The following is a 24021-nucleotide window of genomic DNA, read 5'->3' as shown; positions in this document are numbered from 1 at the left end:
AAGGTTTCCTGCGCAACGTTAATCGACGCAGGGTTAGTCGGTCCCTAAGGCGAGGCTGAAAAGCGTAGTCGATGGAAAACAGGTTAATATTCCTGTACTTCTGGTTATTGCGATGGAGGGACGGAGAAGGCTAGGCCAGCTTGGCGTTGGTTGTCCAAGTTTAAGGTGGTAGGCTGGAATCTTAGGTAAATCCGGGATTCTAAGGCCGAGAGCTGATGACGAGTTACCTTTTAGGTGACGAAGTGGTTGATGCCATGCTTCCAAGAAAAGCTTCTAAGCTTCAGATAACCAGGAACCGTACCCCAAACCGACACAGGTGGTTGGGTAGAGAATACCAAGGCGCTTGAGAGAACTCGGGTGAAGGAACTAGGCAAAATGGCACCGTAACTTCGGGAGAAGGTGCGCCGGTGAGGGTGAAGGACTTGCTCCGTAAGCCCACGCCGGTCGAAGATACCAGGCCGCTGCGACTGTTTATTAAAAACACAGCACTCTGCAAACACGAAAGTGGACGTATAGGGTGTGACGCCTGCCCGGTGCCGGAAGGTTAATTGATGGGGTTAGCTAACGCGAAGCTCTTGATCGAAGCCCCGGTAAACGGCGGCCGTAACTATAACGGTCCTAAGGTAGCGAAATTCCTTGTCGGGTAAGTTCCGACCTGCACGAATGGCGTAACGATGGCGGCGCTGTCTCCACCCGAGACTCAGTGAAATTGAAATCGCTGTGAAGATGCAGTGTATCCGCGGCTAGACGGAAAGACCCCGTGAACCTTTACTATAGCTTTGCACTGGACTTTGAATTTGCTTGTGTAGGATAGGTGGGAGGCTTTGAAGCGTGGACGCCAGTTCGCGTGGAGCCATCCTTGAAATACCACCCTGGCAACTTTGAGGTTCTAACTCAGGTCCGTTATCCGGATCGAGGACAGTGTATGGTGGGTAGTTTGACTGGGGCGGTCTCCTCCTAAAGAGTAACGGAGGAGTACGAAGGTGCGCTCAGACCGGTCGGAAATCGGTCGTAGAGTATAAAGGCAAAAGCGCGCTTGACTGCGAGACAGACACGTCGAGCAGGTACGAAAGTAGGTCTTAGTGATCCGGTGGTTCTGTATGGAAGGGCCATCGCTCAACGGATAAAAGGTACTCCGGGGATAACAGGCTGATACCGCCCAAGAGTTCATATCGACGGCGGTGTTTGGCACCTCGATGTCGGCTCATCACATCCTGGGGCTGAAGCCGGTCCCAAGGGTATGGCTGTTCGCCATTTAAAGTGGTACGCGAGCTGGGTTTAGAACGTCGTGAGACAGTTCGGTCCCTATCTGCCGTGGACGTTTGAGATTTGAGAGGGGCTGCTCCTAGTACGAGAGGACCGGAGTGGACGAACCTCTGGTGTTCCGGTTGTCACGCCAGTGGCATTGCCGGGTAGCTATGTTCGGAAAAGATAACCGCTGAAAGCATCTAAGCGGGAAACTTGCCTCAAGATGAGATCTCACTGGAACCTTGAGTTCCCTGAAGGGCCGTCGAAGACTACGACGTTGATAGGTTGGGTGTGTAAGCGCTGTGAGGCGTTGAGCTAACCAATACTAATTGCCCGTGAGGCTTGACCATATAACACCCAAGCAATTTGATGCTCCTAGTTGAAAAGACGAAAGAGACCAGATTGCGGTGTGTGAAGACGAAACGAACCGAAAGTTCGAAAGACTCACAAAACACCGAGCTGTCACATACCCAATTTGCTGAAGCGAGGCCGTCTGGCCACGACTCAGTACCCGAATTTCTTGACGACCATAGAGCGTTGGAACCACCTGATCCCATCCCGAACTCAGAAGTGAAACGATGCATCGCCGATGGTAGTGTGGGGTTTCCCCATGTGAGAGTAGGTCATCGTCAAGATTAAATTCCGAAACCCCAATTGCGAAAGCAGTTGGGGTTTTGTTTTTGGCGTAGAAAAAGCATGCTCAATCGAGCACAAATTGGCGCAGTTATTTTTGTCCCGGGACACTAGAATAGGTCCAACTTTTTCAGAGTCAGAGCGCTTATGCCGGATTCGGTTGACGCCAAAGAGCTGTCAGAATTACCACTGGAAAATCTGGTTGCCTGCCATGAGTGCGACTTGCTCATGCGTAAGCCAGAACTCGCCCATGGCGAAAAAGCCCTGTGCCCGCGCTGCGGCTACGAGCTTTATGCCAATCGGTATAACGTCGTACAGCGCAGTCTCGCACTGGTCATAGCCGCCTTGTTGTTGTTTATTCCGGCGAACTTTTTACCCATCATGCAGCTCCATCTACTCGGGCAGTCTTCGCAAGACACTGTCTGGAGCGGCGTTGTCGCCCTTTTTGACACGGGCATGCAAAGCGTTTCAGTGATTGTATTCCTGTGCAGCATGGGGATCCCGCTGCTCAAGCTGCTGTGCCAACTGGCCGTATTGTTGAGTATCCGTTTTGATGTCGGGCGCAGCTACGGTTTGTTGCTCTATCGCATTTATCACCATATACGCGAATGGGGGATGCTCGAGGTTTACTTCATGGGCGTGCTGGTGGCGATCGTCAAACTGGCAGATATGGCAGCCATCACCGTCGGCCTCGGCCTGGCGTGCTTCATTGGTTTATTGCTGATTCAAGTCTGGCTGGAGGTTGTAATGTCGCCTCACCAGATCTGGCAAGCGCTATCAGGAGAGGATGCCCATGCGGGCGATTGATGCAGGCATTCTGATTTGCAAGGAATGTCATGAATTGAACAGGCAGGAAGCTGATACCGACGAGCAAGTCTGTACTCGCTGCGGAGCGTTGGTGCATGCCCGCAGCCCGAATAGCCTGGTGCGTACCTGGGCATTGCTTATTACCGCCGCCATTCTTTACATACCGGCCAATTTGCTGCCGATCATGACCGTGAACTCCCTCGGCAAAGGCGCGCCCAGCACGATCATGGCGGGTGTGATCGAGTTGGTGCACTACGGCATGTTCCCCATTGCGGCTGTGGTGTTTATCGCCAGTATCGTGGTGCCCACTTTCAAGCTGGTGGGCATTGCTCTGCTGCTGTTTTCCGTGCAGCGCCATCAGCCCCTTTCGGCTCGCCAGCGTATCTGGATGTACCGTTTCATTGAATTCATCGGCCGCTGGTCGATGCTCGATATCTTTGTGATTGCCATCCTCGTGGCGGTCGTGAATTTTGGGCGGCTTGCCAGTATCGAAGCCAATCTTGGCGCCATCGCTTTCGCCTCGGTGGTGATTCTGACGATGCTTGCCGCAGTAACTTTTGATCCCCGACTGATTTGGGATAACACGGAGTCGGACGACGACCATGACTGATTTGCCTGTAGCGAAAACCCGACCGGCTTCGAACTGGTCTGCCATTTGGGTGTTGCCCCTGATCGCCTTGATCATCGGCGGCTGGCTCGGCTGGCGTGCCTATAACGAGACCGGTATCGAGATTCAGGTACGCTTTGAAAGTGGCGAAGGTATTCAGGCCAACAAGACCGAAGTTGTCTATAAAGGCATGTCGGTCGGCAAGGTAAAAAGCCTCAAGCTCGATGACGAAGGCAGTTCCAAAGGCGTGATCGCCAGCATCGAAATGAACAAGGACGTAGAGCAATACCTGCGCACCAGCACGCGTTTCTGGCTGGTCAAGCCGAGCGTGACGTTGGCAGGGATTACCGGTCTTGAGACGCTGGTTTCGGGCAACTACGTTGCGATCAGTCCGGGCGAGGGTGAACCGGTTCGCAAGTTCAAGGCCCTGGCCCAGGAACCGCCACTCTCCGATGCCCAGCCCGGTCTGCACCTGACCATCAAGGCTGATCGCCTCGGCTCGCTAAACCGCGGCAGCTCGGTGTTCTACAAACAGATCAAGGTAGGGCAGATCAAGAGCTATGTGCTCTCCGAAGACCAGAGCACCGTTGAACTCAAGGTTTTCATCGAGCCGACCTACGCCAAACTGGTACGCAAACACACACGATTCTGGAACGCCAGTGGCATCAGCATCGATGCCAATCTGTCGGGTGTGAAGGTTCGCAGTGAATCCCTGGCCAGCATTGTCGCCGGTGGTATTGCGTTCGCTACACCAGAAAACCGCAAGGACAGCCCGCCTACCGACCCAAGCCTTCCGTTCAGACTGTATGAAGACTTCGATGCAGCGGCGGCCGGTATCCGGGTCAAGGTCAAGCTCAGCGACTTCGAAGGCTTGCAAGCCGGTCGTACGCCGGTGATGTACAAAGGCATTCAGGTCGGCAACCTCAAGGCGCTGAAGGTCGATCCTGATCTGTCCGGGGCCACCGCCGAGTTGACGATGGACCCGTTGGCCGAAGATTACCTGGTCGACGGCACGCAGTTCTGGGTGGTCAAACCGTCGATTTCTCTCGCCGGGATTACTGGTCTCGAGGCGTTGGTAAAAGGCAACTACATCGCTGTGCGTCCTGGCGACAAGGGTGCCGCACCGCAACGCGAATTCGTGGCGCGGCCCAAGGCGCCACCCCTGGATCTGCGTGCGCCCGGCCTGCACCTGGTGTTGTTCACCGAAAACCTTGGCTCGCTGGAAGTTGGCAGCCCGGTTCTCTACAAGCAGGTCAAGGTCGGTTCGGTACAGAGCTATCAGTTTTCGCGCACCAAAAAGCAATTGATCATCGGCGTGCATATCGAGAAGGAATACGAGGATCTGGTCAACGCCTCGACACGCTTCTGGAATGCCAGCGGCATCACGCTCACGGGTGGACTGACCGGTGGGGTTCAAGTCAAGAGTGAATCGCTGCAAAGCCTGATGGCCGGCGGTATCGCGTTTGAAACCCCGGAAGCCAAGGCGCCGCTGCAAAAGCGCATTCCACGTTTCCGCTTGTTCGCCAGCCATGACGACGCCACGCAAAAGGGCGAGGTGATTACCATCAAGGTAGATCGCGCCGATGGATTGCGTACGGGCACGCCGATTCGTTTCAAGGGCCTGGATGTCGGCAAGATCGAAGACGTTGACCTGAGTGACGACCTGCAATCGGTGCTGCTGACCGCGCGGATTACGGAAGTGCCGGAGCGCATCGCCCGGGTCGGCAGTCAGTTCTGGGTGGTAAAGCCTGAACTGGGACTGATCAAGACATCGAACCTTGAAACCCTGGTGACCGGGCAATACATCGAAGTGATGCCGGCTGCCAAGAATCTGGGACCGCAGAAAAGCTTCATGGCCCTGGCCAGCCCGCCTGAAGCTGTAAAGCGTGAAGACGGTTTGAGTCTGGTGCTCAGCGCCGCTCGTCGCGGTTCGCTGAAGGCCGGCGTGCCGGTAACGTATCGCGAAATCACGGTGGGCAAGGTAACGGGTTATGAATTGGGACAGACCGCCGATCGTGTCCTGATCCATATCCTGATCGAACCGAAGTACGCGCCGCTGGTGCGTAGCGGTACGCGCTTCTGGAACACCAGCGGTTTCGACTTCGATGTCGGACTGTTCAGAGGTGCAACGGTGCGCACTGAATCTCTGGAGACGATGATTCAGGGCGGTGTCGCCTTCGCCACGCCGGACGGCGAACGCATGGGCAGCCCGGCGCGACCGGAGCAGACCTTCGCGTTGTTCGACAAATTTGAAGAGGAATGGCTGACCTGGGCGCCGAAGATTTCGCTGGGTAAATAGTCTGAGGGTTTTGTGGCGTCAGTGATGACGCTTTCGCGGGCAAGCCCGCTCCCACAGGGGACTGGGTTTTTCCTGAAGAAATGCGATCAAATGTGGGAGCGGGCTTGCCCCGGGCGGCGTTCCGACGAAGAGGCCCTGAAGTTCACTGCAAAGCAAACTGACACACCTATGAAAAAGGCCGCGATCCATTGGACCGCGGCCTTTTTATTGCCTTCGATTCAAGCCTCAGACCGCATCCAGCTCCGGTTCATCCGCTTGTTCATTGACCGTCGCCTTCACCTGATCATGACGACGGATGTACTTCCAGTCTGCCTCGTCGATGTAGATGCCGGCCGGGCCGCTGCCGCCTTCCAGGTCGATGGCGACACTGGCGCAGACCTGCGGCTTCACGCTCGCCAGGATCGGCACGAAGCCCAGTTGCAAGCTGGTTTCCAGCAAGGCGGCCTGGTTCTTCTCATCGATGTCCGCGGCCTCATCGAGGTAGTACGGCAGGCGTACACGACCGGCCTGGTCACGGTCCATCAAGTGCAGCAACAAGTACATGTTGGTCAGCGCCTTGATGGTCATGGTGGTGCCGTTGGACGCGGCGCCGTCGATGTCGGTGTGAATCACCGGTTGGCCGTTGACCTTGGTGATCTCGAACGCCAGCTCGAACAAGTCCTTGAGGCCGAGCTGGTTGTGGTTCGCCGCCACCAGTCGCGCCAGGTATTCCTTGGCTTCTTCGTTCTTGTTGTCCTGCTCGGCACTTTGGCTGAGGTCGAAGACCGACAGGGTTTCGCCTTCCTCGTACTGACCGGCGCTGTGGATGATCTGGTCGATGTGCTTGAGCGCTTCTTTGTTCGGCGCGAGCACGATGCGGAAGCTTTGCAGGTTGGAGACCTGGCGTTTGTTGATTTCGCGGTTGAACAGCGCCAACTGGTGTTCGAGGCTGTCGTAGTCGCTGCGGATGTTGCGCAGGGTCCGTGCGATGTCCGTCACGGCGGCACGGCGAGCCTTGCCCAGGGTCAGGGCTTCGTCGGTTCGGTGTGCATAGGCGTTGATCAACAGCTGCAGGCGACGCTCCATATCGTCTTCGCTGTCGAACTTGGCCACGCCCTTGAGGCGTACCTGAGCGTACAGCGCTTCGATCTGGCCGTCGGCCCGCAGCAGGCCTTGCCAGCTGTCCTGATAGTCGTTGAGCAGCGGCAGCAGGTTGTCCATGGAGTCGTCGATCGGGTCCATGAACGGCGTGCCGAACGGCAGGTCCGCCGGCAACAGCTGACGGCGGCGCAGGGCGTCGTCGAGGGTGCGTTGCTTGGCTTCCATGTCGCCGATCTGCCGGCCGACCAGTTGCAGCTTGGCCGACAGTTGCTGGACGCGCTCGGTAAAGGCATCGCTGGAACGTTTCAATTCGTCCTGTGCGGCTTCCATCTGAGCCATCTGTTCCAGCTTGTCACCTTCTTCGGCGCTCAGGGTTTGCGCGCGACGGAAGTCTTCCAGGGCTTTCTGCGCATCCAGCACTTGCTGGTACAGCACTTCAGTCTGGGTCTTGCTCGCGGCACGGTCGGCAGCCACGGCTTGCTGGGTTTTCAGTTGCTTGAGTTCTTTTTCCAGGCGTTCTTTCTGGTCGCGCAGGGCCGCACGGTCAGCCAGGGCCTGCAAGGCCGGTGGTTCGATGTGCGAGATGTCGATGGACAGGCCCGGCACTTCGAAGCGCTCACCTTTGAAGCCGTCGAGGATCAGCTCCACGGACTTCACCCAGTCGCCGTTTTCGTCGAGGGTGATGCCATGTTCGCCCAGCGGCAGGCTGAACAGCGCACTGTTGAACAGGCGCATCAGGCGCTCGACGTCCTGCTGCGAGAACTCTTCGCGCAATCGGGCGTAGCTGTTGTTGTCGGCGTGATCGAGCTGCTGCTTGACCGACTTCAGGCGTTTTTCCAGGTCGCGCAGGCGCTCGTCGAGGTCTTCGGCGCTGAACTGACGAGACTGCGCCAGGGCGCCGGCCAGTTCATCGTGGGCGTCCTTGGCGGCCAGCAGTTGCTGCTCCAGCACCTTGACGTCATCGACCAGGGCAAAGCGATGCTTGAGCACCGACAGCTCCCCGAGCCAACGCTGGATGCCGGTGATTTCCCGTTCCAGGCGCATCAGTTCCTGAGTGCCACCGCGCTGATCGTTTTGCAGGGCGTCCTGCTCGTTGCGGTAGTGCTCGGCCTGAATGGTCAGCTCTTCCTTGCGCGCACTGGCGTAGTCAGACCAGGTGCCCAGCAATGAGTCGAGCAGCGGCGAGATGCGGTGCAGTTTGCCGCGCAGAATGTCGCGTTGCTTCACGCCGTTGGCCAGCGCTTCGACCAATGGGCCGGCGGCGACCAGCGAGTTGTAGTCCTGCTCCATGCGTCGTACATCGCGGAAGGCTTCTTCGCACGCAGCAATGTAATCAACGCTGCCGGATCGCAGACTGTGTTCGAAGGCATCGAGGAACAGCTGCTTGAGTTTGGCCGCGGTGATTTCGCGCATGTGCAGCAGGTTGATGAACAGTGCGCGGAAGGTCTTCAGGCTCTGCTCGCTGGTGGAGCGCAGCGGGATCAGCGTCAGGTCCAGCGGGATCGAGGTGTGGCCACCGACCAGCAAGCGGCGCAGTTCGTCCGGCTTGAGTTCGTAGGCTTTCAGGCCTTCGCGTTCAAGGTTGGTGAACAGCTCTTTCTGACGCAGGCAGGTGTCGTTTTTCTGGTAGTGGGCCAGGTCCAGCTTGCCGGCGTAGGCAAAGAACTGGTGACCGAAACCGCCACCGGGGCCGCGACCGACCACGCCGATCACGTGCGGACCGTGGGGCAGGTTGACTTCGACCAGGATGTAGCTGGTGTCCGAGGCGAAGTAGAAGCGCCGGGATTGTTCCAGGCTGTACTTGCCGAAGCTCATGTCCGACATGCGAGCCAGGATCGGGAACTGCAAGGCGTTGATCGAGGCGGATTTACCGAGGTTGTTCGCGCCGTAGACCGACAGCGGCTCTTCCAGCGGGAACAGGCCGAGGCTGTAGCCGGCGGTGTTCAAAAGGGCAAAGCGGCGGATGCCGTAACGTTCCTTGCTCATGCGTCGAGCTCCTGTTCTTCGGCAATGGCCCGGGCCAGGGCGTCTTCTTCGCTTTCACTTTCGAATTCGCTCAAGTCGAGCGGATCGTCGGTCTGCAGCAGTTTTTCGTCACTGTCTTCATCGATCAGCACTGGTACCGGCAACGGCAGGACGCTGTGCAGGCTGGCGGCCAGATCGCGGTCCTGCTGCACTGACAGGCACACATCGAGGAAACGGTGCATCGGCGGCAGGAAACGGTAGACGCCGTTTTCTTCACTGGCGAAACCGAGCTGGGTCATGCGGCGCATGATCTTTTCTTCCAGCTCGTCCTGGGTCTGCACTTCGGCCTGGATGAACAGGTCGCGGTACTTTTCCAGCAGCGACGGCAGCTCATCGCGGCCGAGGCTGCCACCGTCGAGCACGGAGATCGGGTCGCGGCCCTGGTCGGCCAGGTGCTCGACGAGGATGAAGGTGAACAGCGCCAGGCGCTGGGCGGTCTTGTTCACCGCCGCTGCCGCGAGGTCCGGCACGAAGTAGTAGAAGCCGCGGGTGTCGCAGACCAGTTCAAAACCCAGTGCCTTGAACAGCGTGCGGTATTGGTCCTGAAAGTTCGACAACTGTGCGTACAGCTCCGGATCGCGGCGGCTGACGTGGTAACCCTTGAACAGCTCGCGAAAGATCGGCGCCAGATGGGACAGTTCGGATAGATCAAGATGCATGAGGAATGCTCGCAGAATTCTCGGCGGCGTCATCGCTGACCGAGAGCAGGGCGAAGGAGCGCAGGCTGACCTGGTGCTCGTGAGTAAGGTATTCGCGACGTTCCAGACGCTCGCGCTTGAAGCGTTTTTCCCGCGACAGGCGCGAGAACCAGTACAGCAATTCGTCGGTGGCGCCGTCCGGTTCCTGCTCCAGCAACCAGGTCATCAGGTCCGGCATCGGCAGGGCGTCTTCGCAGCGCTCGAGCATTTCCCGAACCGTGCGAGGCGCGCGTGGCGCATCGCCGCCTTTTTGGGTCTTGTGCGCCTTGGGGAAACGCGCCGGTTTCGGTTCGAAACGCGCTAGCGCGTAGACGTAGGCTTCAACCTGACTGGCGCTGCCGAGGAAAGTGCTTTGCGGCCGTGTGAACAGCGGCATCGCCGCTTGTGGTACGGCATCGATGCCCTTGCGCCGGATGGCGGCCAGGGCCAGTGCCGCGCCACGGGTCACGGCGTTGTGCCGGCGGGCCTCTTCACGCAACGGCAAGAGCAGCTCGCGGGCATGGCGCAGGGTCAGCTGGGCGCTGGTCTGCATTTCGAGGATGCGCGCGTGGGTGCGCAGCAGCATGTCGTCGTCGACCAGGTGGCCGAGGCGCTGCTGTTCGCTGAGCATCTTCAGCAGCACGGTTTCGACCTTGCGCACGCCTTGTTCGAAGGCGCCGTCGGCGTTCACCAGATCAATCATCGGCTCGACGTATTCGTCCCAGGTCGCAAGCACTTCCGCGTAACGCTGGCGCAACGGAATCTGCCGGTCGCTGGTTTTCGCCCGTTCGGCGACGGCCACCAGTGCCTGTTCGTCGTTATCGAGTTTTTTCAGCACGTCACGCACGCGCATGTCGAGCAGGCGCAACTGGCGGGCCAGGTCATTACCGTCGCGGATGTCGAACGCGTCCTGGATATAGCCGGCCAGACGCTCAAGGTGGCGCAGGTAGGCCTCGATCTCCAGGCACAGGCCCAGGCGGTGTTCACGGCGCAGATAGGCGAGGAAGTCGTGAATCTGCGCATTGAGCTCGAAACGGTTCGGGCTTTTGGCCACGGGAACCAGGATGTCGAGGCGAATCCACACGTCGAGCAGGCTGGTAATGTCCTGCGGCGTACTGTCGAGTTGCTGGGCGGCCAGTTGCGTGCGCAGTTCGTTGAGGCTCAGTGTGCCTTGGTCGAAGTGCTCGCACAGTGGCTCCAGAAGTGCCCAGTGTTCAGCGAGGGCGCGCAAGACGCGCTTGGGTTCGATCATCGGAATGGCCGGCTGGTTGGCGATTAAAAGCAGCGATTGTACTGCATCGGGGGCAATGCGATTCACTCTCGGGACGGGCTGTTGTTTTTTCTGTCCGTGAAGTCTATCGATCAACAGCGCGCGATCTTGTGTGAACGGCGGTAGAATCAGCGCACTTTAGTTATCCACAAGTGGCCGACCTTTGCTTATCGAGTCCCGTCGTCGCGCTTATTTGAACGCCATGCAGGTGGTCAACTGGCTGCCGCGCACCGAATTGCCCTTTGCTGCGCCGTCGCGGCCCGAGCTGCTGGAGATACCCGAGCCAGCCGAGGCCGCGCCTGTCGTGCCGGCTGTCGTGGCTGAGACGCCCGTGACGCCTGTGGTCAAACCGGCCGAGCGGGTGAAGATCGAGGTGCCGCGACCATCGCTGGCGAGCACCCGCACCGGTGCCAAACCGGTGGAGGAGGCCGAAGAGGCCCCCGTCGTGGTCAAGGCACCGGTCGTGCCGCCGCCGCGTTTCGCCCTGCAGTTGCTGCGGGCCGGGCGTTGCCTGCTGTTGGTGGAGTTACCCACAGGCGAATCCTTCCAGACCCGCGACCCCGCTTATCTGCTGCTCAAGGACATGCTGCGCGCCGCCGGTCTGCCGGACAGCCCGCAGATCGTTGGCGAGCCGGTGCGCTGGCCGCTGCTGGTGCGTGGCACGATGGATCAGGGCCCGGAAGCGGCCCGCGACTTCGTGCAAGGTTTTCTATCGGTGCGCATGGAAGAAACGCCCTGCGCCTGCCTGTGGCTGATCGGCCTGCCCGCCGTGCGTTTTGCCGGCGAAGCGGATGCCGAGGCGTTCAATCGCGAGTTGCAGATCGAAGGCTTGGGCTCGGCCTGGGCGGTACCGGGCCTGGAATTATTAATGGAAGAGCCACAGCGTAAGGCTGATGTCTGGCAAGCCATGCGTCGGCTGATGGCGCGTTGGAAAGAATCGAATGAGTGACGCTGTATCGTTTCGCCCGATGACCGAGGCGGACCTGGAAACCGTGCTGAAAATCGAGTACGCGGCCTATAGCCATCCCTGGACCCGCGGAATTTTCCTCGACGGCCTGGGCAAGTATCAGATCTGGCTGATGTTCGAAGGCCAGCAACAGGTGGGCCACGGTGTGGTGCAGATCATCCTCGACGAGGCGCACCTGCTGAACATCACGGTCAAGCCGGAAAACCAGGGCCGCGGCCTGGGGCTGACATTGCTGGAGCATTTGATGTCGATTGCCTACAAGGCCGACGCCCGGGAGTGTTTCCTGGAAGTACGCGACAGCAATACTGCGGCGTTCAAACTGTACGAGCGTTATGGTTTCAACGAAATCGGCCGACGCCGGGATTACTACCCGGCGGTGGGCGGTCGCGAAGATGCGGTGGTCATGGCCTGCACATTGGTCGATTGAGCTTAAAAGCTTCGCCGGATCGCCGCCCGGAGCAAGCCCGCTCCCACATTTGGAATGCATTCCCCTGTGGGAGCGGGCTTGCTCGCGAAGGCGGCTGAACAGACACTAAAAACTATCGCTTGCCGTCCATCGGATCGCGTCGCGCCATTTCCGCTTCATCCAGGCCATTGCCACCGCCAATATCGTCCTCATCGACGATGCTCAGGTCCCAATCCGCGCGTTTATCATTGCCCGCCTCATGAGCATCCCGGGCGCCGTCTTCACGGATCAGGGTTTCCGGGCTCAGGTCGTCGTCGGTAGGTTGATGGTCGCCGGTCGAGGCGCCCGTCAGGCCTGCTTCACGTCCGCGGCGGGGTGGCATCAGTTGTTCGCGCTCGTTTTCCGGCAGCTCGTCACCGATCCTGGCGCTGGGCTCTTCGGTGTCGAAATCCAGCTCGCGCACCGAGCCCATGCGGTCTTCGTTATCATCGACCGGTTCCGGTTGCACCGCATCGTACGGACGTCGTGAATCATTCATGGCAATTCCTCATACTGTAGGCCTTACTACGGTTGACCCACGTGGCTACCGAGAATTCCACCGGCATGGAGCCCCTTGTACCGGATCAGGAGAGTATCCGCATTTCGCGCGTGACCCCGACGGACGGTTGTCAGTCAAAGCTGCGCATCATTCTTGAGGCTTCAGAGCATGAACGAATTACAAGATCTGATTGATAACAACGAGCGTTGGGCCGCTGCGATCAAGGAGGAAGATCCTGACTTCTTCGCCAAGCTGGCCCGTCAACAGACCCCGGAATTCCTGTGGATCGGTTGTTCCGATGCCCGGGTGCCGGCCAACGAGATCGTTGGCATGCTGCCGGGCGATCTGTTCGTACACCGTAATGTGGCCAACGTCGTGTTGCACACCGACCTCAACTGCCTGTCGGTGATTCAGTACGCGGTCGACGTACTCAAGGTCAAGCACATCCTCGTCACCGGCCACTATGGCTGCGGCGGCGTGCGCGCCTCGATGCAGGATCGCCAGTTCGGCCTGATTGACGGCTGGCTGCGCTCGATTCGCGACCTGTATTACGAAAAGCGCGAAGAACTCGCCAAACTGGACACCGAAGAAGAGCGGGTCGACCGTCTCTGCGAACTCAACGTGATCCAGCAAGTGGCCAACGTCGGGCACACCAGCATTGTGCAAAACGCCTGGCACCGTGGGCAGAGCCTGTCGATCCATGGCTGCATCTACGGTATCAAGGACGGTCGCTGGAAGAGCCTGAACGCTACCATCAGCGGCTTCGAGCAGTTGCCGCCGCAGTACCGCCTGCGTCCGTTCGAACCACTGTAAAGCCCTTCAGCGCGGACTTTGCCGACGCCACTGTTGCAAAAACAGCTGGCCGTCGGCGTTCGGCGCTTCATCGAAGCCAGTGATCCAGCCCCGGCAGTTGTATGAACCGCAGCGACAGGCGAACTGGCGCAGCAGTTTGTCTTCCGTGGCGGCGTAATCCATCGACAGCCAGTCACCTTTCTGAATGTCTTTGAGCGCCCACAACCACAGCTCACTCATGTCGAGAAATACGTTCGGGTCGCAAGAGTGGCGCAGCAGCCCGCAGAAATGCGGGTCATGGACATGAATATCCCGGGCCAGTTGTCGGGTATGCCGGCCACGACAGGGCAGCAAATGCCCCGATACCCGGCAGATCCGGCTTATGCGGGGAAACTCGCGCAACGCTGCCGCGGCCATGGGTGTGCCTTGGTCGTTGGAGAGAATCTCGAAATCGGCCAGGGATGGATATCCGAGGTGCGGGGGTAGCTCCACAAAAGGGTAAATACCCTGCGGCGGCGGTGCGAGAGACTTGCGCAGTGCATCGGCTTTCATAACGATCCCTGTCGGCTGGGTGCTGCGACTTCCATCGGCTGACGATCCAGTCAGCGCTGCAGCACATGGAGTACGGCCCAAGCCTCTCGCAGATATCGCGGGCGGTCTACTGTCAAAACTGACAGATGGACTGCCGATAGTCGGTTTACAGCGGTGGCGCGGGCAGGGCGGTGGCCGGTGCGGGTGCCTTGAGCTGTTTGAGCTGCAACTGGATCGCTGCTGTCGAGCATTTGGCCGCCGCTTGTCCCGGCGTCAGGTTGCGAATCGAGGTGTAGAACAGCGCACAGGTTTTTTCCTTCTCGGCCACTTGCCAGGTTTGTGTGCAGGTTTTCAGCTCGATATCGGCATTGCTGTCCGGTTGGCGGCCCATGACGGCCTGCCAGCAGGCGGCACTCAAATCCTGGCCCATGACTTTCAGCCCCGCCGCATCGGCCTTGGCCTTGGCATCGTTGCCGGAATAGCTTGCCGGATCGGCGGCATACCAGATGTAGCTTGGGTGGTTGGAACCCAGCACCCGCACCTTCACCCCGTCACTCGGGCTGATCGTCGCCAGCCCCAGCACATTCACGGTCGCCCCGTATTGTTGCTTGATCCAGTTACGCACCGGTGAGCCGAAGGCGACCATCGGCAATGTTTCACCGCTGGCGTGCAGGCTGACGTTCCTGACCATGGTGGTCTGGTAGTCGTTGAAGTAGCTGTAGACGCCCTCCAGGTCCTTGCCGGCGTTGGAGGGGGCGGCAATAGGGGCGATGTCGATGATGGTCTGAAAGGCCGGCGTCTGCTCGGCCGGGATGCCATTGATGGTGAGCAGCGAGGCCCACCGATCCGTGGTGGCGGACTTCAGGTAATCCTGGGCCTGGGTCAACGAATAGTCGGGCGGGAAGTGCAGCAACTCGACACTTCTGCGGTTCTCCAGGGCCATGCCCAGCGGCAGGAACAGGTACCAGCTGTACGCCCACTTGCCGTCGGCATTCAGTTTGCTGGCGCCGTTATAGGCCAGGTCACCGGCATCGAGCAGTGCTGCCAAAGGTTTTTCATAGCTATTGGGCACGCCGATGATCTGCGCGTGGAGCTGACCGTTATCGGTTTTGACCAGAACCTTCGCATCGCCGTAGCCATCGCGCTGCACGCTCTGGGTCAGGTAATGCTCGACGGTTTGCTCGAGCGTCCAGTTGCGAAAGCAGATCACATTGCAATTGTTGGGGTAGGCGAAGAGGCGGGTAACGCGTTCGGTAGTGCCCAGCTTCAAATTGACATCGGCGTGGGCGGTGGTGACCAGGGTGAAGGCTGCGAGGGTGAGTGCCGCAAGTTTGAACATGCTCAGATCCTTTTCAGCGTATTAGACCAGCAGATACTGAAACCGACGGGTGGAACACAAGGGGCCGATCAATACCGGCCCCCTTTCTTTTAGGTTACGGCATGACTGGCGGCAAATACGCCAGCGTCGTCCCCAGTGCCCATAACAACACTAGCACCAGTGGCGTGTGTACCAGTAACTGCACGAACGAGAAACCGATCAGGTCCCGCGCCTTCAGCCCCAGCACGCCCAGCAATGGCAGCATGTAGAAGGGGTTGATCAGGTTCGGCAAGGCTTCGGCGGCGTTGTAGATCTGTACCGCCCAACCCAGGTGATAGTTCAGGTCATTGGCCACCTGCATTACGTACGGCGCTTCGATGATCCACTTGCCGCCACCGGACGGAATGAAGAAGCCGAGGATCGCCGAGTACACGCCCATCAGCACGGCATAGGTGTCGTGGGAGGCAATGCTGACGAAGAAGGTCGAGATGTGATGCGCCAGGGTCTGCGCATCGGCGCCCTTGACCGTGGTCATCAGTGCCGCGATCGAGCCATACAGCGGGAACTGGATCAACACCCCAGTGGTGGTCGGCACCGCACGGGACACGGCATCCAGAAAGCTGCGAGGGCGCCAGTGCAGCAGGGCTCCGAGCATGATGAACAGGAAGTTGTAGGTGTTCAGCCCGGAAATCGCACTGATGGCCGGTTTGGTCGAAAACTCATGGAACAACCATCCGGCAGCCAGCAGCACCAGCAGAATCGTCAGCAGCGGGCTGTGCTCCAGCCATTCGCCGGGGCGGGTGCGTGGTTGCAGCGGTGGCAGGTTGAAACTCGGGTCGACGCCACAGGCCTTGGCGTCACGCGCCGAATTCGGGCCGGGGGCGGTGGCGTAGGCGATGATCAGCGAAATCACGATCAAGGCCAGCAACATCACGCCGGACTGCCAGAGAAAGATCGTCTGGGTGAATGGAATCACCCCGGTGATCGACAGAATCGAGGGCGGCAGGCTACCCGGGTTGGCCTGCAATTGAGCCGCCGATGACGACAGGCCCAGGGCCCACACGGCACCGAGCCCCAGGTAGGCGGCGGCACCGGCGGCACGGTAATCCATTTTCAGATCGGTGCGGCGGGCGAGGGCGCGCACCAGTAATCCGCCGAACACCAGGGACAAGCCCCAGTTCAGCAGCGAGGCGACCATCGAGATCAGCGCGACCCAGGCCACGGCAGAGCGGCCGTTTTTCGGGATTTTCGCCAGACGGTCGATCAGTTTCACCGCCGGCGGTGAACTGGCGACCACATAACCGCCGATCACCACGAAGGCCATCTGCATGGTGAAAGGGATCAGGCTCCAGAAGCCATCACCGAAGGCCATGGCGGCGTCGGTGGGCTTGGCGCCCATGGCCATGGTGGCCACCGCCACGATAATCACCGCCAGGGCAGCAAACACCCAGGAGTCGGGGAACCAGCGTTCGGCAAAACTTGAACAGCGCAGGGCAAAGCGGGCGGAGCGGCTATCTTCGATATCAGCGGCCACGGGGGTACCTCGAATTTTTATGTTTGTAGTGGTCTTCGGGGCGGCAACCGCCCGTCTGGACAGGCGCCAACATTAATTCAAGCCGTGGATTTTTGCGGGGCTGATTCGTGGCTATGGGACTTTGGTCTAACGGGTTGTCCGCCAGCGCGTTTGCGTAGACCATGGGCGCCTTGGTTTTTGCCTGTGCCAGAGTTCTTTACATGACTGCCAACACCGATTCGCGCCCGGCGCCGTTCAGCCGCTCGGACTACAAGACCCTGGGGCTTGCCGCCCTGGGCGGCGCGCTGGAAATCTACGACTTCATCATTTTCGTGTTTTTCGCCCTGACCCTCAGCCAGTTGTTCTTCCCGTCGGAAATGCCCGAGTGGCTGCGCCTGCTGCAAAGCTTCGGGATTTTCGTCACCGGTTACCTGGCGCGACCGTTGGGCGGCATCCTGATGGCGCACTTCGCCGATCGCCTGGGGCGCAAGAAAGTCTTCAGCCTGAGCATCCTGATGATGGCGTTGCCCTGCCTGCTGATCGGGATCATGCCGACCTACGCGCAAATCGGTTATTTCGCACCCCTGTTGCTATTGGTTCTGCGTGTTCTCCAGGGCGCGGCGGTGGGCGGCGAAGTGCCGAGTGCCTGGGTTTTCGTCGCCGAGCATGCGCCGGTCGGTCACCGGGGCTATGCCCTGGGTTTCCTGCAGGCGGGGCTGACTTTCGGCTATCTGATCGGTGCCTTGACCGCGACCTTCCTGGCGCAGGCCTTCACCCCGGCGGAAATTCTCGATTACGCCTGGCGTTATCCCTTCCTGCTCGGCGGCGTGTTTGGAGTGATCGGCGTCTGGCTGCGTCGCTGGCTCAGCGAAACCCCGGTGTTCATGGCCATGCAGGCGCAGCGCGAGGCGGCTGGCGAACTGCCGCTACGCACGGTCCTGCGTGAGCATCGGCTGGCCATTTTGCCGGCGATGATTCTCACCTGTGTGCTGACCTCGGCTGTGGTGGTTTTCGTGGTCATTACCCCGACCATGATGCAGAAAACCTTTGGCATGACCGCCAGCCATACCTTCGCCTTGAGCGCACTGGGCATCGTGTTCCTGAACATCGGCTGCGTGCTCGCCGGGCTGCTGGTCGACCGCATTGGCGCCTGGCGCACAGTGATGCTCTATAGCCTGCTGCTGCCGCTGGGCATCGGTGTGCTTTACAGCTGCCTGATCACGGGCGGTGACTGGGTCGGCCTGGCTTACGCCGTGGCAGGGCTGGCCTGCGGGGTGGTCGGCGCGGTGCCATCGGTGATGGTCAGCCTGTTCCCGGCGCGAATTCGCGTCTCGGGCATCTCGTTCACTTACAACATTGCCTACGCCGCCTGGGCGAGTGTCACACCGCTGTTGTTGATCGGCCTGATGCCGTGGAGTCCGTGGATCTGCGTGATGTTCAGTGCGTTGATGGGCATGGTGGGCGTGGGCAGTGCGGCTTATTTCGGTGCGCGGATGCCGAGAATCGCAGGCTGTTCTGCCGCTGGCGCGCATTGATCGGGCGCGTCGTCACTATTTTTGTAGGACAAGCCTGAAGCACGCTTAAGAAAATGTTTCCAAGGCCGATGGTTAGGCTGCATATCGCTTTTTATCCCTGTCCATCGGTGCTTTCCCATGTTCAATAAACGCTTGAAGCAGGAGCTGTCGGCTCTTCGTGAAGAACTCTCCAGCCTCCAGCAAGTGAAGGAAAGTCTGGAAAGCGAAATGCTGGTGCTGACCCTCGACAGCGATGGACGGGTTCAGTCGGTCAATCAGAACTTCCTCGGCGAAATGCATTACAAGAGCGCCGACCTGATCGGCCGACACATCGACGACCTCGTCCCGGAACACGTGAAATTCGACGAATTCCAGCAACGCTTCAAGAGCGCGTTGACCCGTGGCGAGCACTTCGCCGGTGCGGTACGCCTGTTGCGTGGCTCGGGTCAGGAAGCGTGGTTGCGTTCGATCCTGCAGCCAGTGCGCTCGGCGGACGGTCGGATCAAGTGTTTCTCGATCTTCTCCAGCGACCTGACCCGCACCATCGAGGCCTCCCGCGAACACGAGAACCTGATCGGTGCGCTGGTGCGCTCCACGGCGGTGATCGAATTCGACCTCAACGGCAACGTGCTGACCGCCAACGACCGCTTCCTCAGTGGTATGGGTTACAGCCTGGCGCAGATCAAGGGCAAGCATCACCGTACCTTTTGCCTGCCGGAGGATTACAACAGTGCCGAGTACCAGAACTTCTGGCGTCGGCTGAACGCGGGTGAGTACGTGGCCGACCGTTTCAAGCGTGTCGACAGCCATGGTCGTGCGGTCTGGCTGGAGGCGTCCTACAACCCGGTGGTCGATGCCAACAATAAGCTCTACAAAGTGGTGAAGTTCGCCACGGTGATTACCGATCAGGTCAATCAGGAGCAAGCCGTCGCCGAGGCGGCCAACATTGCCTACAGCACCTCGCAGCAAACTGACCAAAGTGCCCAGCGCGGCAACGCCGTGGTGACCCAGGCCGTGGACGTGATGCGTGACCTGGCCAAACACATGCAGACCGCCGGCGACGGCATCGAAGCCTTGAACGAGCAGTCGCTGGTGATCGGCACCATCGTCAAAACCATCAGCGGCATTGCCGAACAGACCAACCTGCTGGCGCTCAACGCGGCCATCGAAGCGGCGCGTGCGGGCGAGCAGGGTCGCGGCTTCGCCGTGGTGGCGGATGAAGTCCGGCAACTGGCGTCGCGTACCAGCCAGGCCACCGACGAAATCGTCCTCGTGGTGCGGCAGAACCAGGACATGGCGCGCAACGCCGTGGCCTTGATGACCGATGGCAAACTCCAGGCCGAACAGGGCCTGGCGCTGGCGGCGGAAGCGGGCACGGTGATTGTCGAGATCCAGGACGGTGCACAGAAAGTGGTCAATGCGGTGGGGCAGTTTGCCAATCAACTCACTAACTGACCTGCGATCAGCTTTTGGTGGGAGTGGGCTTGCTCCGGGCGGCGTTCCGACGAAAGCGGTGTGTCATTCAACGCAACCGTGACTGAACTGACGCTTTCGCGAGCAAGCCCGCTCCCACAGGGTTACGTGGGCGCTACAATCGGCTCCTTTCCCCCAGGAGCAGACTTCCATGAGCGCTTCCCACCGCCATCCGGTTCCCTTGTCCAAGGCTTATCGTCTGCTCAATCATGGCCCGACCGTGCTGGTCAGCGCCGCCAACGATGGCCGGCGCAACATCATGGCGGCAGCCTGGGCCATGCCGCTGGATTTCGAACCACCGAAAATTGCCGTGGTGCTGGACAAGTCCACCTGGACTCGCCAGTTGCTGGAAGCCTCGGGCACTTTTGTGCTGAATGTTCCCTGCGCTGCCCAGGCCGACATTGTGCAGACCGTTGGTTCGACCTCCGGCCTGGAGTTGAGCCAGGACCAAGGGCGCGACAAGTTCGAGACCTATGACTTGCAGACATTCACCGGCGAGTCGGTCGATGCGCCGATGCTCGAGGGCTGCGTGGCCTGGCTGGAATGTCGTCTGTTGCCGGAGCCGAACAATCACCAGCAATACGATCTGTTCCTGGCCGAAGTGATTGCTGCCCAGGCCGACGAGCGCGTGTTCAGCGAAGGGCGCTGGCACTTCGAAGGGCAAGACGCCTTGCGCACCTTGCACCACGTGGCGGGCGGGCACTTCCTGACCATTGGCGAGCCGGTGGACGGCAAGAGCTTGCAGCCGTAAGGTTTCGACTATTGAGGTTGTAAGCACATTCACCAGGAGGCCAGGCGATGAGAAAACTGCGTGTAGGGATAATCTTTGGCGGGCGCTCGGCAGAGCATGAAGTGTCGTTGCAATCGGCGAAGAATATCGTCGACGCCCTCGATCGCTCACGCTTCGAGCCGGTGCTGATCGGCATCGACAAACAAGGCCACTGGCACCTCAACGACCCTTCAAATTTTTTGCTGAATCAGGAAAACCCGGCGCTGATCGCCCTCAATCAGTCCAATCGTGAGCTCGCCGTGGTGCCCGGAAAAGCCAGCCAGCAATTGGTGGAAACCAGCAGTCAGGAACTGCTCGGTCATGTCGATGTGATCTTCCCGATCGTCCACGGCACCCTGGGTGAAGACGGTTGCCTGCAAGGTTTGCTGCGCATGGCCGATCTGCCGTTTGTCGGCTCCGATGTGCTCGGCTCGGCGGTCTGCATGGACAAGGACATCAGCAAGCGTCTGCTGCGTGATGCCGGCCTGGCCGTGACGCCGTTCGTGACATTGACCCGCGCCTCGGCGGCTCGCACCGGGTTTGCCGAGGTTCAATCCCGGCTCGGTTTGCCGCTGTTCGTCAAGCCGGCGAACCAGGGCTCTTCCGTGGGCGTGAGCAAGGTCACCGACGAGGCCGAATACAGCGCAGCGGTGGAGCTGGCGTTGAGTTTCGATACCAAGGTGTTGATCGAATCTGCCGTCAGCGGCCGCGAGATTGAATGCGCAGTGCTCGGCAATGAAGAGGCGATCGCCAGTGGTTGCGGCGAGATTGTGGTGCGCAGTGGGTTCTATTCCTACGACAGCAAATACATCGACGACACGGCCGCAGAAGTCGTAGTGCCGGCCAATATCAGCGTCGAGGCCAGCGAGCGCATTCGCGCCCTGGCCGTCGAGGCGTTCCAGATCCTGGGCTGCTCCGGCCTGGCCCGTGTCGATGTGTTCCTGACCGACAGTGGCGAAGTGCTGATCAACGAAATCAACTCGCTGCCCGGCTTCACCCGCATCAGCATGTACCCGAAGTTGTGGCAGGCCACCGGCATGACCTACAGCGAGCTGGTGACGCGATTGATCGAACTGGCGCTGGAAAAACATCAGGTTCGGCAGGGGTTGAAGATCAGTCGTTAAGTGCGCTGCTCTCGCATTCCTGGGGAATTGTAGGAGCGGCCGGTTGACGCTCGATTGCTGGCGATGGACGCAATTGCGCCACGTTTATCCAGTTCACCCGCGTCATCGTTAACGACCATCGCTGGCAAGCCAGCTCCCACAGGGGGCCATGCCCACGCTGAAACTGTAGGAGCCAGCCTGCTGGCGATGGACTCAAGTGCACTGCGTTTATTCAATGCACCCGCGTCATCGTTAACGACCATCGCTGGCAAGCCAGCTCCCACAAGGGACCGTGCCCACACGGGGAAACTGCAGGAGCCAGCTTGCTTGCGATGGACTCAAGTGCGCTGCGTTTATCCAGTTCACCCGCGTTATCGTTAACCACCATCGCTGGCAAGCCAGCTCCCACAGGAGACCGCGCCCGAGTCGAAAATGAAGTGAGTTCCAGACCAGTGAAGACCCCAAAAAAGGGCCTGCTCACTGGCAGGCCTTTCATCATTCCAGCGCGTGACTCAATCCCCCAGCGCCTGCCCCTCACGCCGCGGGTCGGCACCTCCCGTCAGTGACGCTTTGCCCTGGGCGTCCTTGACCCGAGCAATCGCCTGGGTGCCGCTGGTCATGTCGATTTCGCTCACGCTGTGCCCTTTGTCTTTCAGCGCCTGAATCAGCGCGGGGCTGAACTGGCCCTGTTCCAGTTCGGTCGGGCCGTTGCGGCTGCCGAAGTTGGGCAGGTTGATGGCCGCTTGCGCATCGAGATTCCAGTCGAGCAGGCCGATGGTGGATTTGGCCACGTATTCGATGATTTGCGAGCCGCCGGGGGAGCCGACAGTGGCGAGAAATTCGCCGCTCTGGCGGTCGAAGATCAGGGTCGGCGCCATGGATGAGCGCGGGCGTTTGCCGGGTTCGACGCGGTTGGCGACTTTCTGCCCGTTTTCCTCGGGGATGAACGAGAAGTCGGTCATCTCGTTATTGAGCATGAAACCCTGAACCATGATGTGCGAGCCGAACGCTGACTCGATGGTGGTGGTCATCGACACGGCGCCGCCTGCGTCATCGACGGCCACCACTTGCGAGGTGGAAATCCGCAGTGGCGAACGGTCCGGCGCATAGGCCACCTGGATGCCCGGCGGCGTGCCGGGTTTGGCCGTGCCCATGCTGCGTTCGCCGATCAGGGCGGCACGGCTGGCAAGGTAGGCCGGGTCGACCAGGCCTTTGACCGGCACGGGCACGAAGTCGCTATCGGCCAGGTACTGCGCGCGGTCAGCGTAGGCCAGGCGTTCGGCTTCAGAGATAAGGTGCACGGCTTGCGGGTCGGGTTCGCTGCCGGCCGGGGCTGTGGTCTTGACCGGTTTCAGCGGTGCCAGTGCCAGGCGCTTGTCGCGAGCCTCCAGGGCTTGCAGCGTACCGAGGATCTGCGCCACGGCGATCCCGCCCGACGACGGTGGCGGCATGCCGCAGACCTGCCAGCGCTTGTAGTCGGTACACAGCGGTGCGCGTTCCTTGGCCTGATAGTTGGCGAGATCGGTCAGGGACAGGCTGCCGGGGTTGGCGTGGCCCTGAACCTTGGCGGCGATTTCCTCGGCGACCGGGCCTTTGTACAGGGCATCCGGACCTTCGTGGGCGATGCGTTTGAACACGGCGGCCAGTGCCGGGTTCTTCAGGTGGGTGCCAACGGCTTTCGGGCTGCCATCGGCATTACGGAAGTAAGCCATCATTTCCGGAGAGCGTGGCATGGACGAATCTGCGGCGATCAACTGGTGCAGGCGCGGTGAAATGGCAAAGCCTTGCTCGGCGAGCCGGATGGCCGGTTCAAACAGCTGCGCCCAGGGCAGGCGTCCGTGTTTTTGATGGGCCAGTTCGAGGGCACGCAGTACGCCGGGCGTGCCCACCGAGCGGCCGCCAATCTGCGCCTGGGTAAAGCCCATCGGTTGTCCATTGGCTTGCAGGAAAAGTTTTTCGGTGGCACCGGCCGGGGCGGTTTCACGGCCGTCGTAGGTGCGCACGGCTTTGCCATCCCAAAGTACGATCAATGCGCCGCCCCCGATGCCCGAAGACTGTGGCTCGACCAGCGTCAACACCGCTTGCATCGCAATCGCGGCATCAATGGCCGAACCGCCCCGGCGCAGCATCTCCCGCCCGGCTTCGGCCGCCAGCGGGTTGGCCGCCGCTGCCATGAATTTCTCGGCGTGTTGAGTTTTCAGGTCAGTGCGGAAACCGGAAGCGCTTTCCGGGGCGAGCGGCAACGTCGGCACCGAAGCGTTGTTGCACGCGGCCAGGGTCAAGGCACTGACAATCAGTGCCAGGGCAGGCAGGCGATGGCGGCGCAAAGGGAAGGTTGAGAACACGTGGGGTACTCCGTCCGTTGGATCTACGATCAGTGGACTTTATCGGCCGACCGGGAGGGACGCAAACCGGGTCCCACGGCACTGACGTTTTTGTCCTTCATCAATG

General features: G+C 60.0%; 18 protein-coding genes, 2 rRNA genes and 1 pseudogene (1 of these 21 running past the window's edge). 13 read left to right on the top strand and 8 right to left on the bottom strand.

The features are described 5' to 3' along the window. The 5 genes from ACXX83_RS20440 to ACXX83_RS20420 all read left to right on the top strand — a co-directional run. A 23S ribosomal RNA gene (locus tag ACXX83_RS20440) occupies window positions 1-1598 on the top strand; it begins 1296 nt to the left of the window's first position. A gap of 169 nt (window positions 1599-1767) precedes the next feature. Continuing rightward, window positions 1768-1883 (top strand): 5S ribosomal RNA (rrf, locus tag ACXX83_RS20435). A 145-nt stretch (window positions 1884-2028) separates the two neighbouring features. Next, window positions 2029-2688 carry a paraquat-inducible protein A gene (locus tag ACXX83_RS20430; protein ID WP_015096843.1) on the top strand — a complete coding sequence of 220 codons (660 nt, stop codon included), beginning with the start codon at window positions 2029-2031 and terminating at the stop codon, window positions 2686-2688. Further along, a complete protein-coding gene (locus ACXX83_RS20425; RefSeq protein ID WP_015096842.1) occupies window positions 2675-3298 on the top strand; it encodes a paraquat-inducible protein A in 624 nt (207 codons plus the stop codon). The genes ACXX83_RS20430 and ACXX83_RS20425 overlap by 14 nt, the downstream gene beginning before the upstream one ends. Further along, on the top strand, window positions 3291-5594 hold the full coding sequence (locus ACXX83_RS20420; protein WP_458549444.1) for a PqiB family protein: 2304 nt from the start codon (window positions 3291-3293) through the stop codon (window positions 5592-5594). Before ACXX83_RS20425 ends, ACXX83_RS20420 begins: the two co-directional genes overlap by 8 nt. Window positions 5595-5819: 225 nt before the next feature. Here the strand turns inward: ACXX83_RS20420 and mksF are convergent, their stop codons facing one another. From mksF to mksB, 3 genes are read right to left on the bottom strand one after another with little or no spacing between them, the layout of a single operon-like run. Then, complete coding sequence (gene mksF / locus ACXX83_RS20415; protein ID WP_102701500.1) at window positions 5820-8660, bottom strand: Mks condensin complex protein MksF; 2841 nt, start codon at window positions 8658-8660, stop codon at window positions 5820-5822. Further along, window positions 8657-9358 (bottom strand): Mks condensin complex protein MksE, encoded by a 702-nt coding sequence (mksE, locus tag ACXX83_RS20410; protein WP_007978043.1) that lies wholly within the window; start codon window positions 9356-9358, stop codon window positions 8657-8659. Before mksE ends, mksF begins: the two co-directional genes overlap by 4 nt. Beyond that, complete coding sequence (gene mksB / locus ACXX83_RS20405) at window positions 9348-10628, bottom strand: Mks condensin complex protein MksB (RefSeq protein ID WP_217836367.1); 1281 nt, start codon at window positions 10626-10628, stop codon at window positions 9348-9350. The genes mksE and mksB overlap by 11 nt, the downstream gene beginning before the upstream one ends. A gap of 220 nt (window positions 10629-10848) precedes the next feature. Between mksB and ACXX83_RS20400 the strand changes: the two genes are divergently transcribed. Both ACXX83_RS20400 and rimI read left to right on the top strand, forming a co-directional pair. Continuing rightward, complete coding sequence (locus ACXX83_RS20400) at window positions 10849-11595, top strand: energy transducer TonB (protein WP_458550218.1); 747 nt, start codon at window positions 10849-10851, stop codon at window positions 11593-11595. Further along, window positions 11588-12040, top strand: coding sequence for a ribosomal protein S18-alanine N-acetyltransferase (gene rimI / locus ACXX83_RS20395; protein WP_007978046.1), 453 nt, complete (start codon window positions 11588-11590; stop codon window positions 12038-12040). Before ACXX83_RS20400 ends, rimI begins: the two co-directional genes overlap by 8 nt. Before the next feature lie 112 nt (window positions 12041-12152). Here the strand turns inward: rimI and ACXX83_RS20390 are convergent, their stop codons facing one another. Continuing rightward, window positions 12153-12557 (bottom strand): serine kinase/phosphatase, encoded by a 405-nt coding sequence (locus tag ACXX83_RS20390; protein ID WP_458549443.1) that lies wholly within the window; start codon window positions 12555-12557, stop codon window positions 12153-12155. 168 nt (window positions 12558-12725) lie between these two features. On the opposite strand from ACXX83_RS20390, the gene can reads away from it, so the two are divergent. Then, window positions 12726-13370 carry a carbonate dehydratase gene (can, locus tag ACXX83_RS20385; RefSeq protein WP_015096835.1) on the top strand — a complete coding sequence of 215 codons (645 nt, stop codon included), beginning with the start codon at window positions 12726-12728 and terminating at the stop codon, window positions 13368-13370. Between the two features lie 6 nt (window positions 13371-13376). Here the strand turns inward: can and ACXX83_RS20380 are convergent, their stop codons facing one another. From ACXX83_RS20380 to ACXX83_RS20370, 3 genes are all read right to left on the bottom strand, one after another. Beyond that, entirely contained in the window at window positions 13377-13901 is a 525-nt protein-coding gene (locus ACXX83_RS20380; protein WP_458549442.1) for an SET domain-containing protein-lysine N-methyltransferase, read from the bottom strand. Window positions 13902-14046: 145 nt separating this feature from the next. Beyond that, window positions 14047-15219 (bottom strand): hypothetical protein, encoded by a 1173-nt coding sequence (locus ACXX83_RS20375; RefSeq protein ID WP_458549441.1) that lies wholly within the window; start codon window positions 15217-15219, stop codon window positions 14047-14049. 94 nt (window positions 15220-15313) lie between these two features. After that, window positions 15314-16732, bottom strand: coding sequence for a short-chain fatty acid transporter (locus ACXX83_RS20370; protein WP_095965592.1), 1419 nt, complete (start codon window positions 16730-16732; stop codon window positions 15314-15316). Between the two features lie 200 nt (window positions 16733-16932). On the opposite strand from ACXX83_RS20370, the gene ACXX83_RS20365 reads away from it, so the two are divergent. The 5 genes and pseudogenes from ACXX83_RS20365 to ddlA all read left to right on the top strand — a co-directional run bounded on the left by ACXX83_RS20365 (window position 16933) and on the right by ddlA (window position 21591). After that, complete coding sequence (locus tag ACXX83_RS20365; RefSeq protein ID WP_458549440.1) at window positions 16933-18246, top strand: MFS transporter; 1314 nt, start codon at window positions 16933-16935, stop codon at window positions 18244-18246. Window positions 18247-18363: 117 nt separating this feature from the next. Then, window positions 18364-19092 (top strand): annotated as a pseudogene (locus tag ACXX83_RS20360) (PAS domain-containing protein); the annotation flags it as partial. Further along, window positions 19072-19680, top strand: a complete 609-nt coding sequence (locus ACXX83_RS20355; RefSeq protein WP_263986916.1) for a methyl-accepting chemotaxis protein — start codon at window positions 19072-19074, stop codon at window positions 19678-19680. The pseudogene ACXX83_RS20360 and the gene ACXX83_RS20355, both read left to right, overlap by 21 nt. 169 nt (window positions 19681-19849) lie before the next feature. After that, window positions 19850-20449 carry a flavin reductase family protein gene (locus tag ACXX83_RS20350; RefSeq protein WP_458549439.1) on the top strand — a complete coding sequence of 200 codons (600 nt, stop codon included), beginning with the start codon at window positions 19850-19852 and terminating at the stop codon, window positions 20447-20449. A 47-nt stretch (window positions 20450-20496) separates the two neighbouring features. Then, on the top strand, window positions 20497-21591 hold the full coding sequence (ddlA, locus tag ACXX83_RS20345) for a D-alanine--D-alanine ligase (protein WP_458549438.1): 1095 nt from the start codon (window positions 20497-20499) through the stop codon (window positions 21589-21591). Between the two features lie 491 nt (window positions 21592-22082). Here the strand turns inward: ddlA and ggt are convergent, their stop codons facing one another. Next, the gene (gene ggt, locus ACXX83_RS20340) at window positions 22083-23915 is read right to left on the bottom strand and encodes a gamma-glutamyltransferase (RefSeq protein WP_458549437.1); all 1833 of its coding nucleotides are present in this window, start codon (window positions 23913-23915) and stop codon (window positions 22083-22085) included. Window positions 23916-24021: the final 106 nt, after the last annotated feature.

The organism is Pseudomonas sp. GNP012, from assembly GCF_054343835.1.
This window is presented reverse-complemented; position numbering and strand designations above follow the sequence as displayed.

What these genes read in the sequence shown, in the direction of transcription:
- mksF (WP_102701500.1), bottom strand. Translation starts at nt 8,660, where the DNA reads ATGAGCAAGGAACGTTACGGCATCCGCCGCTTTGCCCTTTTGAACACC.
- rimI (WP_007978046.1), top strand. Translation starts at nt 11,588, where the DNA reads ATGAGTGACGCTGTATCGTTTCGCCCGATGACCGAGGCGGACCTGGAA.
- ACXX83_RS20425 (WP_015096842.1), top strand. Translation starts at nt 2,675, where the DNA reads ATGCGGGCGATTGATGCAGGCATTCTGATTTGCAAGGAATGTCATGAA.
- ACXX83_RS20390 (WP_458549443.1), bottom strand. Translation starts at nt 12,557, where the DNA reads ATGAATGATTCACGACGTCCGTACGATGCGGTGCAACCGGAACCGGTC.
- mksB (WP_217836367.1), bottom strand. Translation starts at nt 10,628, where the DNA reads ATGATCGAACCCAAGCGCGTCTTGCGCGCCCTCGCTGAACACTGGGCA.
- ACXX83_RS20365 (WP_458549440.1), top strand. Translation starts at nt 16,933, where the DNA reads ATGACTGCCAACACCGATTCGCGCCCGGCGCCGTTCAGCCGCTCGGAC.
- ACXX83_RS20375 (WP_458549441.1), bottom strand. Translation starts at nt 15,219, where the DNA reads ATGTTCAAACTTGCGGCACTCACCCTCGCAGCCTTCACCCTGGTCACC.
- ACXX83_RS20400 (WP_458550218.1), top strand. Translation starts at nt 10,849, where the DNA reads ATGCAGGTGGTCAACTGGCTGCCGCGCACCGAATTGCCCTTTGCTGCG.
- can (WP_015096835.1), top strand. Translation starts at nt 12,726, where the DNA reads ATGAACGAATTACAAGATCTGATTGATAACAACGAGCGTTGGGCCGCT.
- mksE (WP_007978043.1), bottom strand. Translation starts at nt 9,358, where the DNA reads ATGCATCTTGATCTATCCGAACTGTCCCATCTGGCGCCGATCTTTCGC.
- ACXX83_RS20430 (WP_015096843.1), top strand. Translation starts at nt 2,029, where the DNA reads ATGCCGGATTCGGTTGACGCCAAAGAGCTGTCAGAATTACCACTGGAA.
- ACXX83_RS20420 (WP_458549444.1), top strand. Translation starts at nt 3,291, where the DNA reads ATGACTGATTTGCCTGTAGCGAAAACCCGACCGGCTTCGAACTGGTCT.
- ACXX83_RS20350 (WP_458549439.1), top strand. Translation starts at nt 19,850, where the DNA reads ATGAGCGCTTCCCACCGCCATCCGGTTCCCTTGTCCAAGGCTTATCGT.
- ddlA (WP_458549438.1), top strand. Translation starts at nt 20,497, where the DNA reads ATGAGAAAACTGCGTGTAGGGATAATCTTTGGCGGGCGCTCGGCAGAG.
- ACXX83_RS20380 (WP_458549442.1), bottom strand. Translation starts at nt 13,901, where the DNA reads ATGAAAGCCGATGCACTGCGCAAGTCTCTCGCACCGCCGCCGCAGGGT.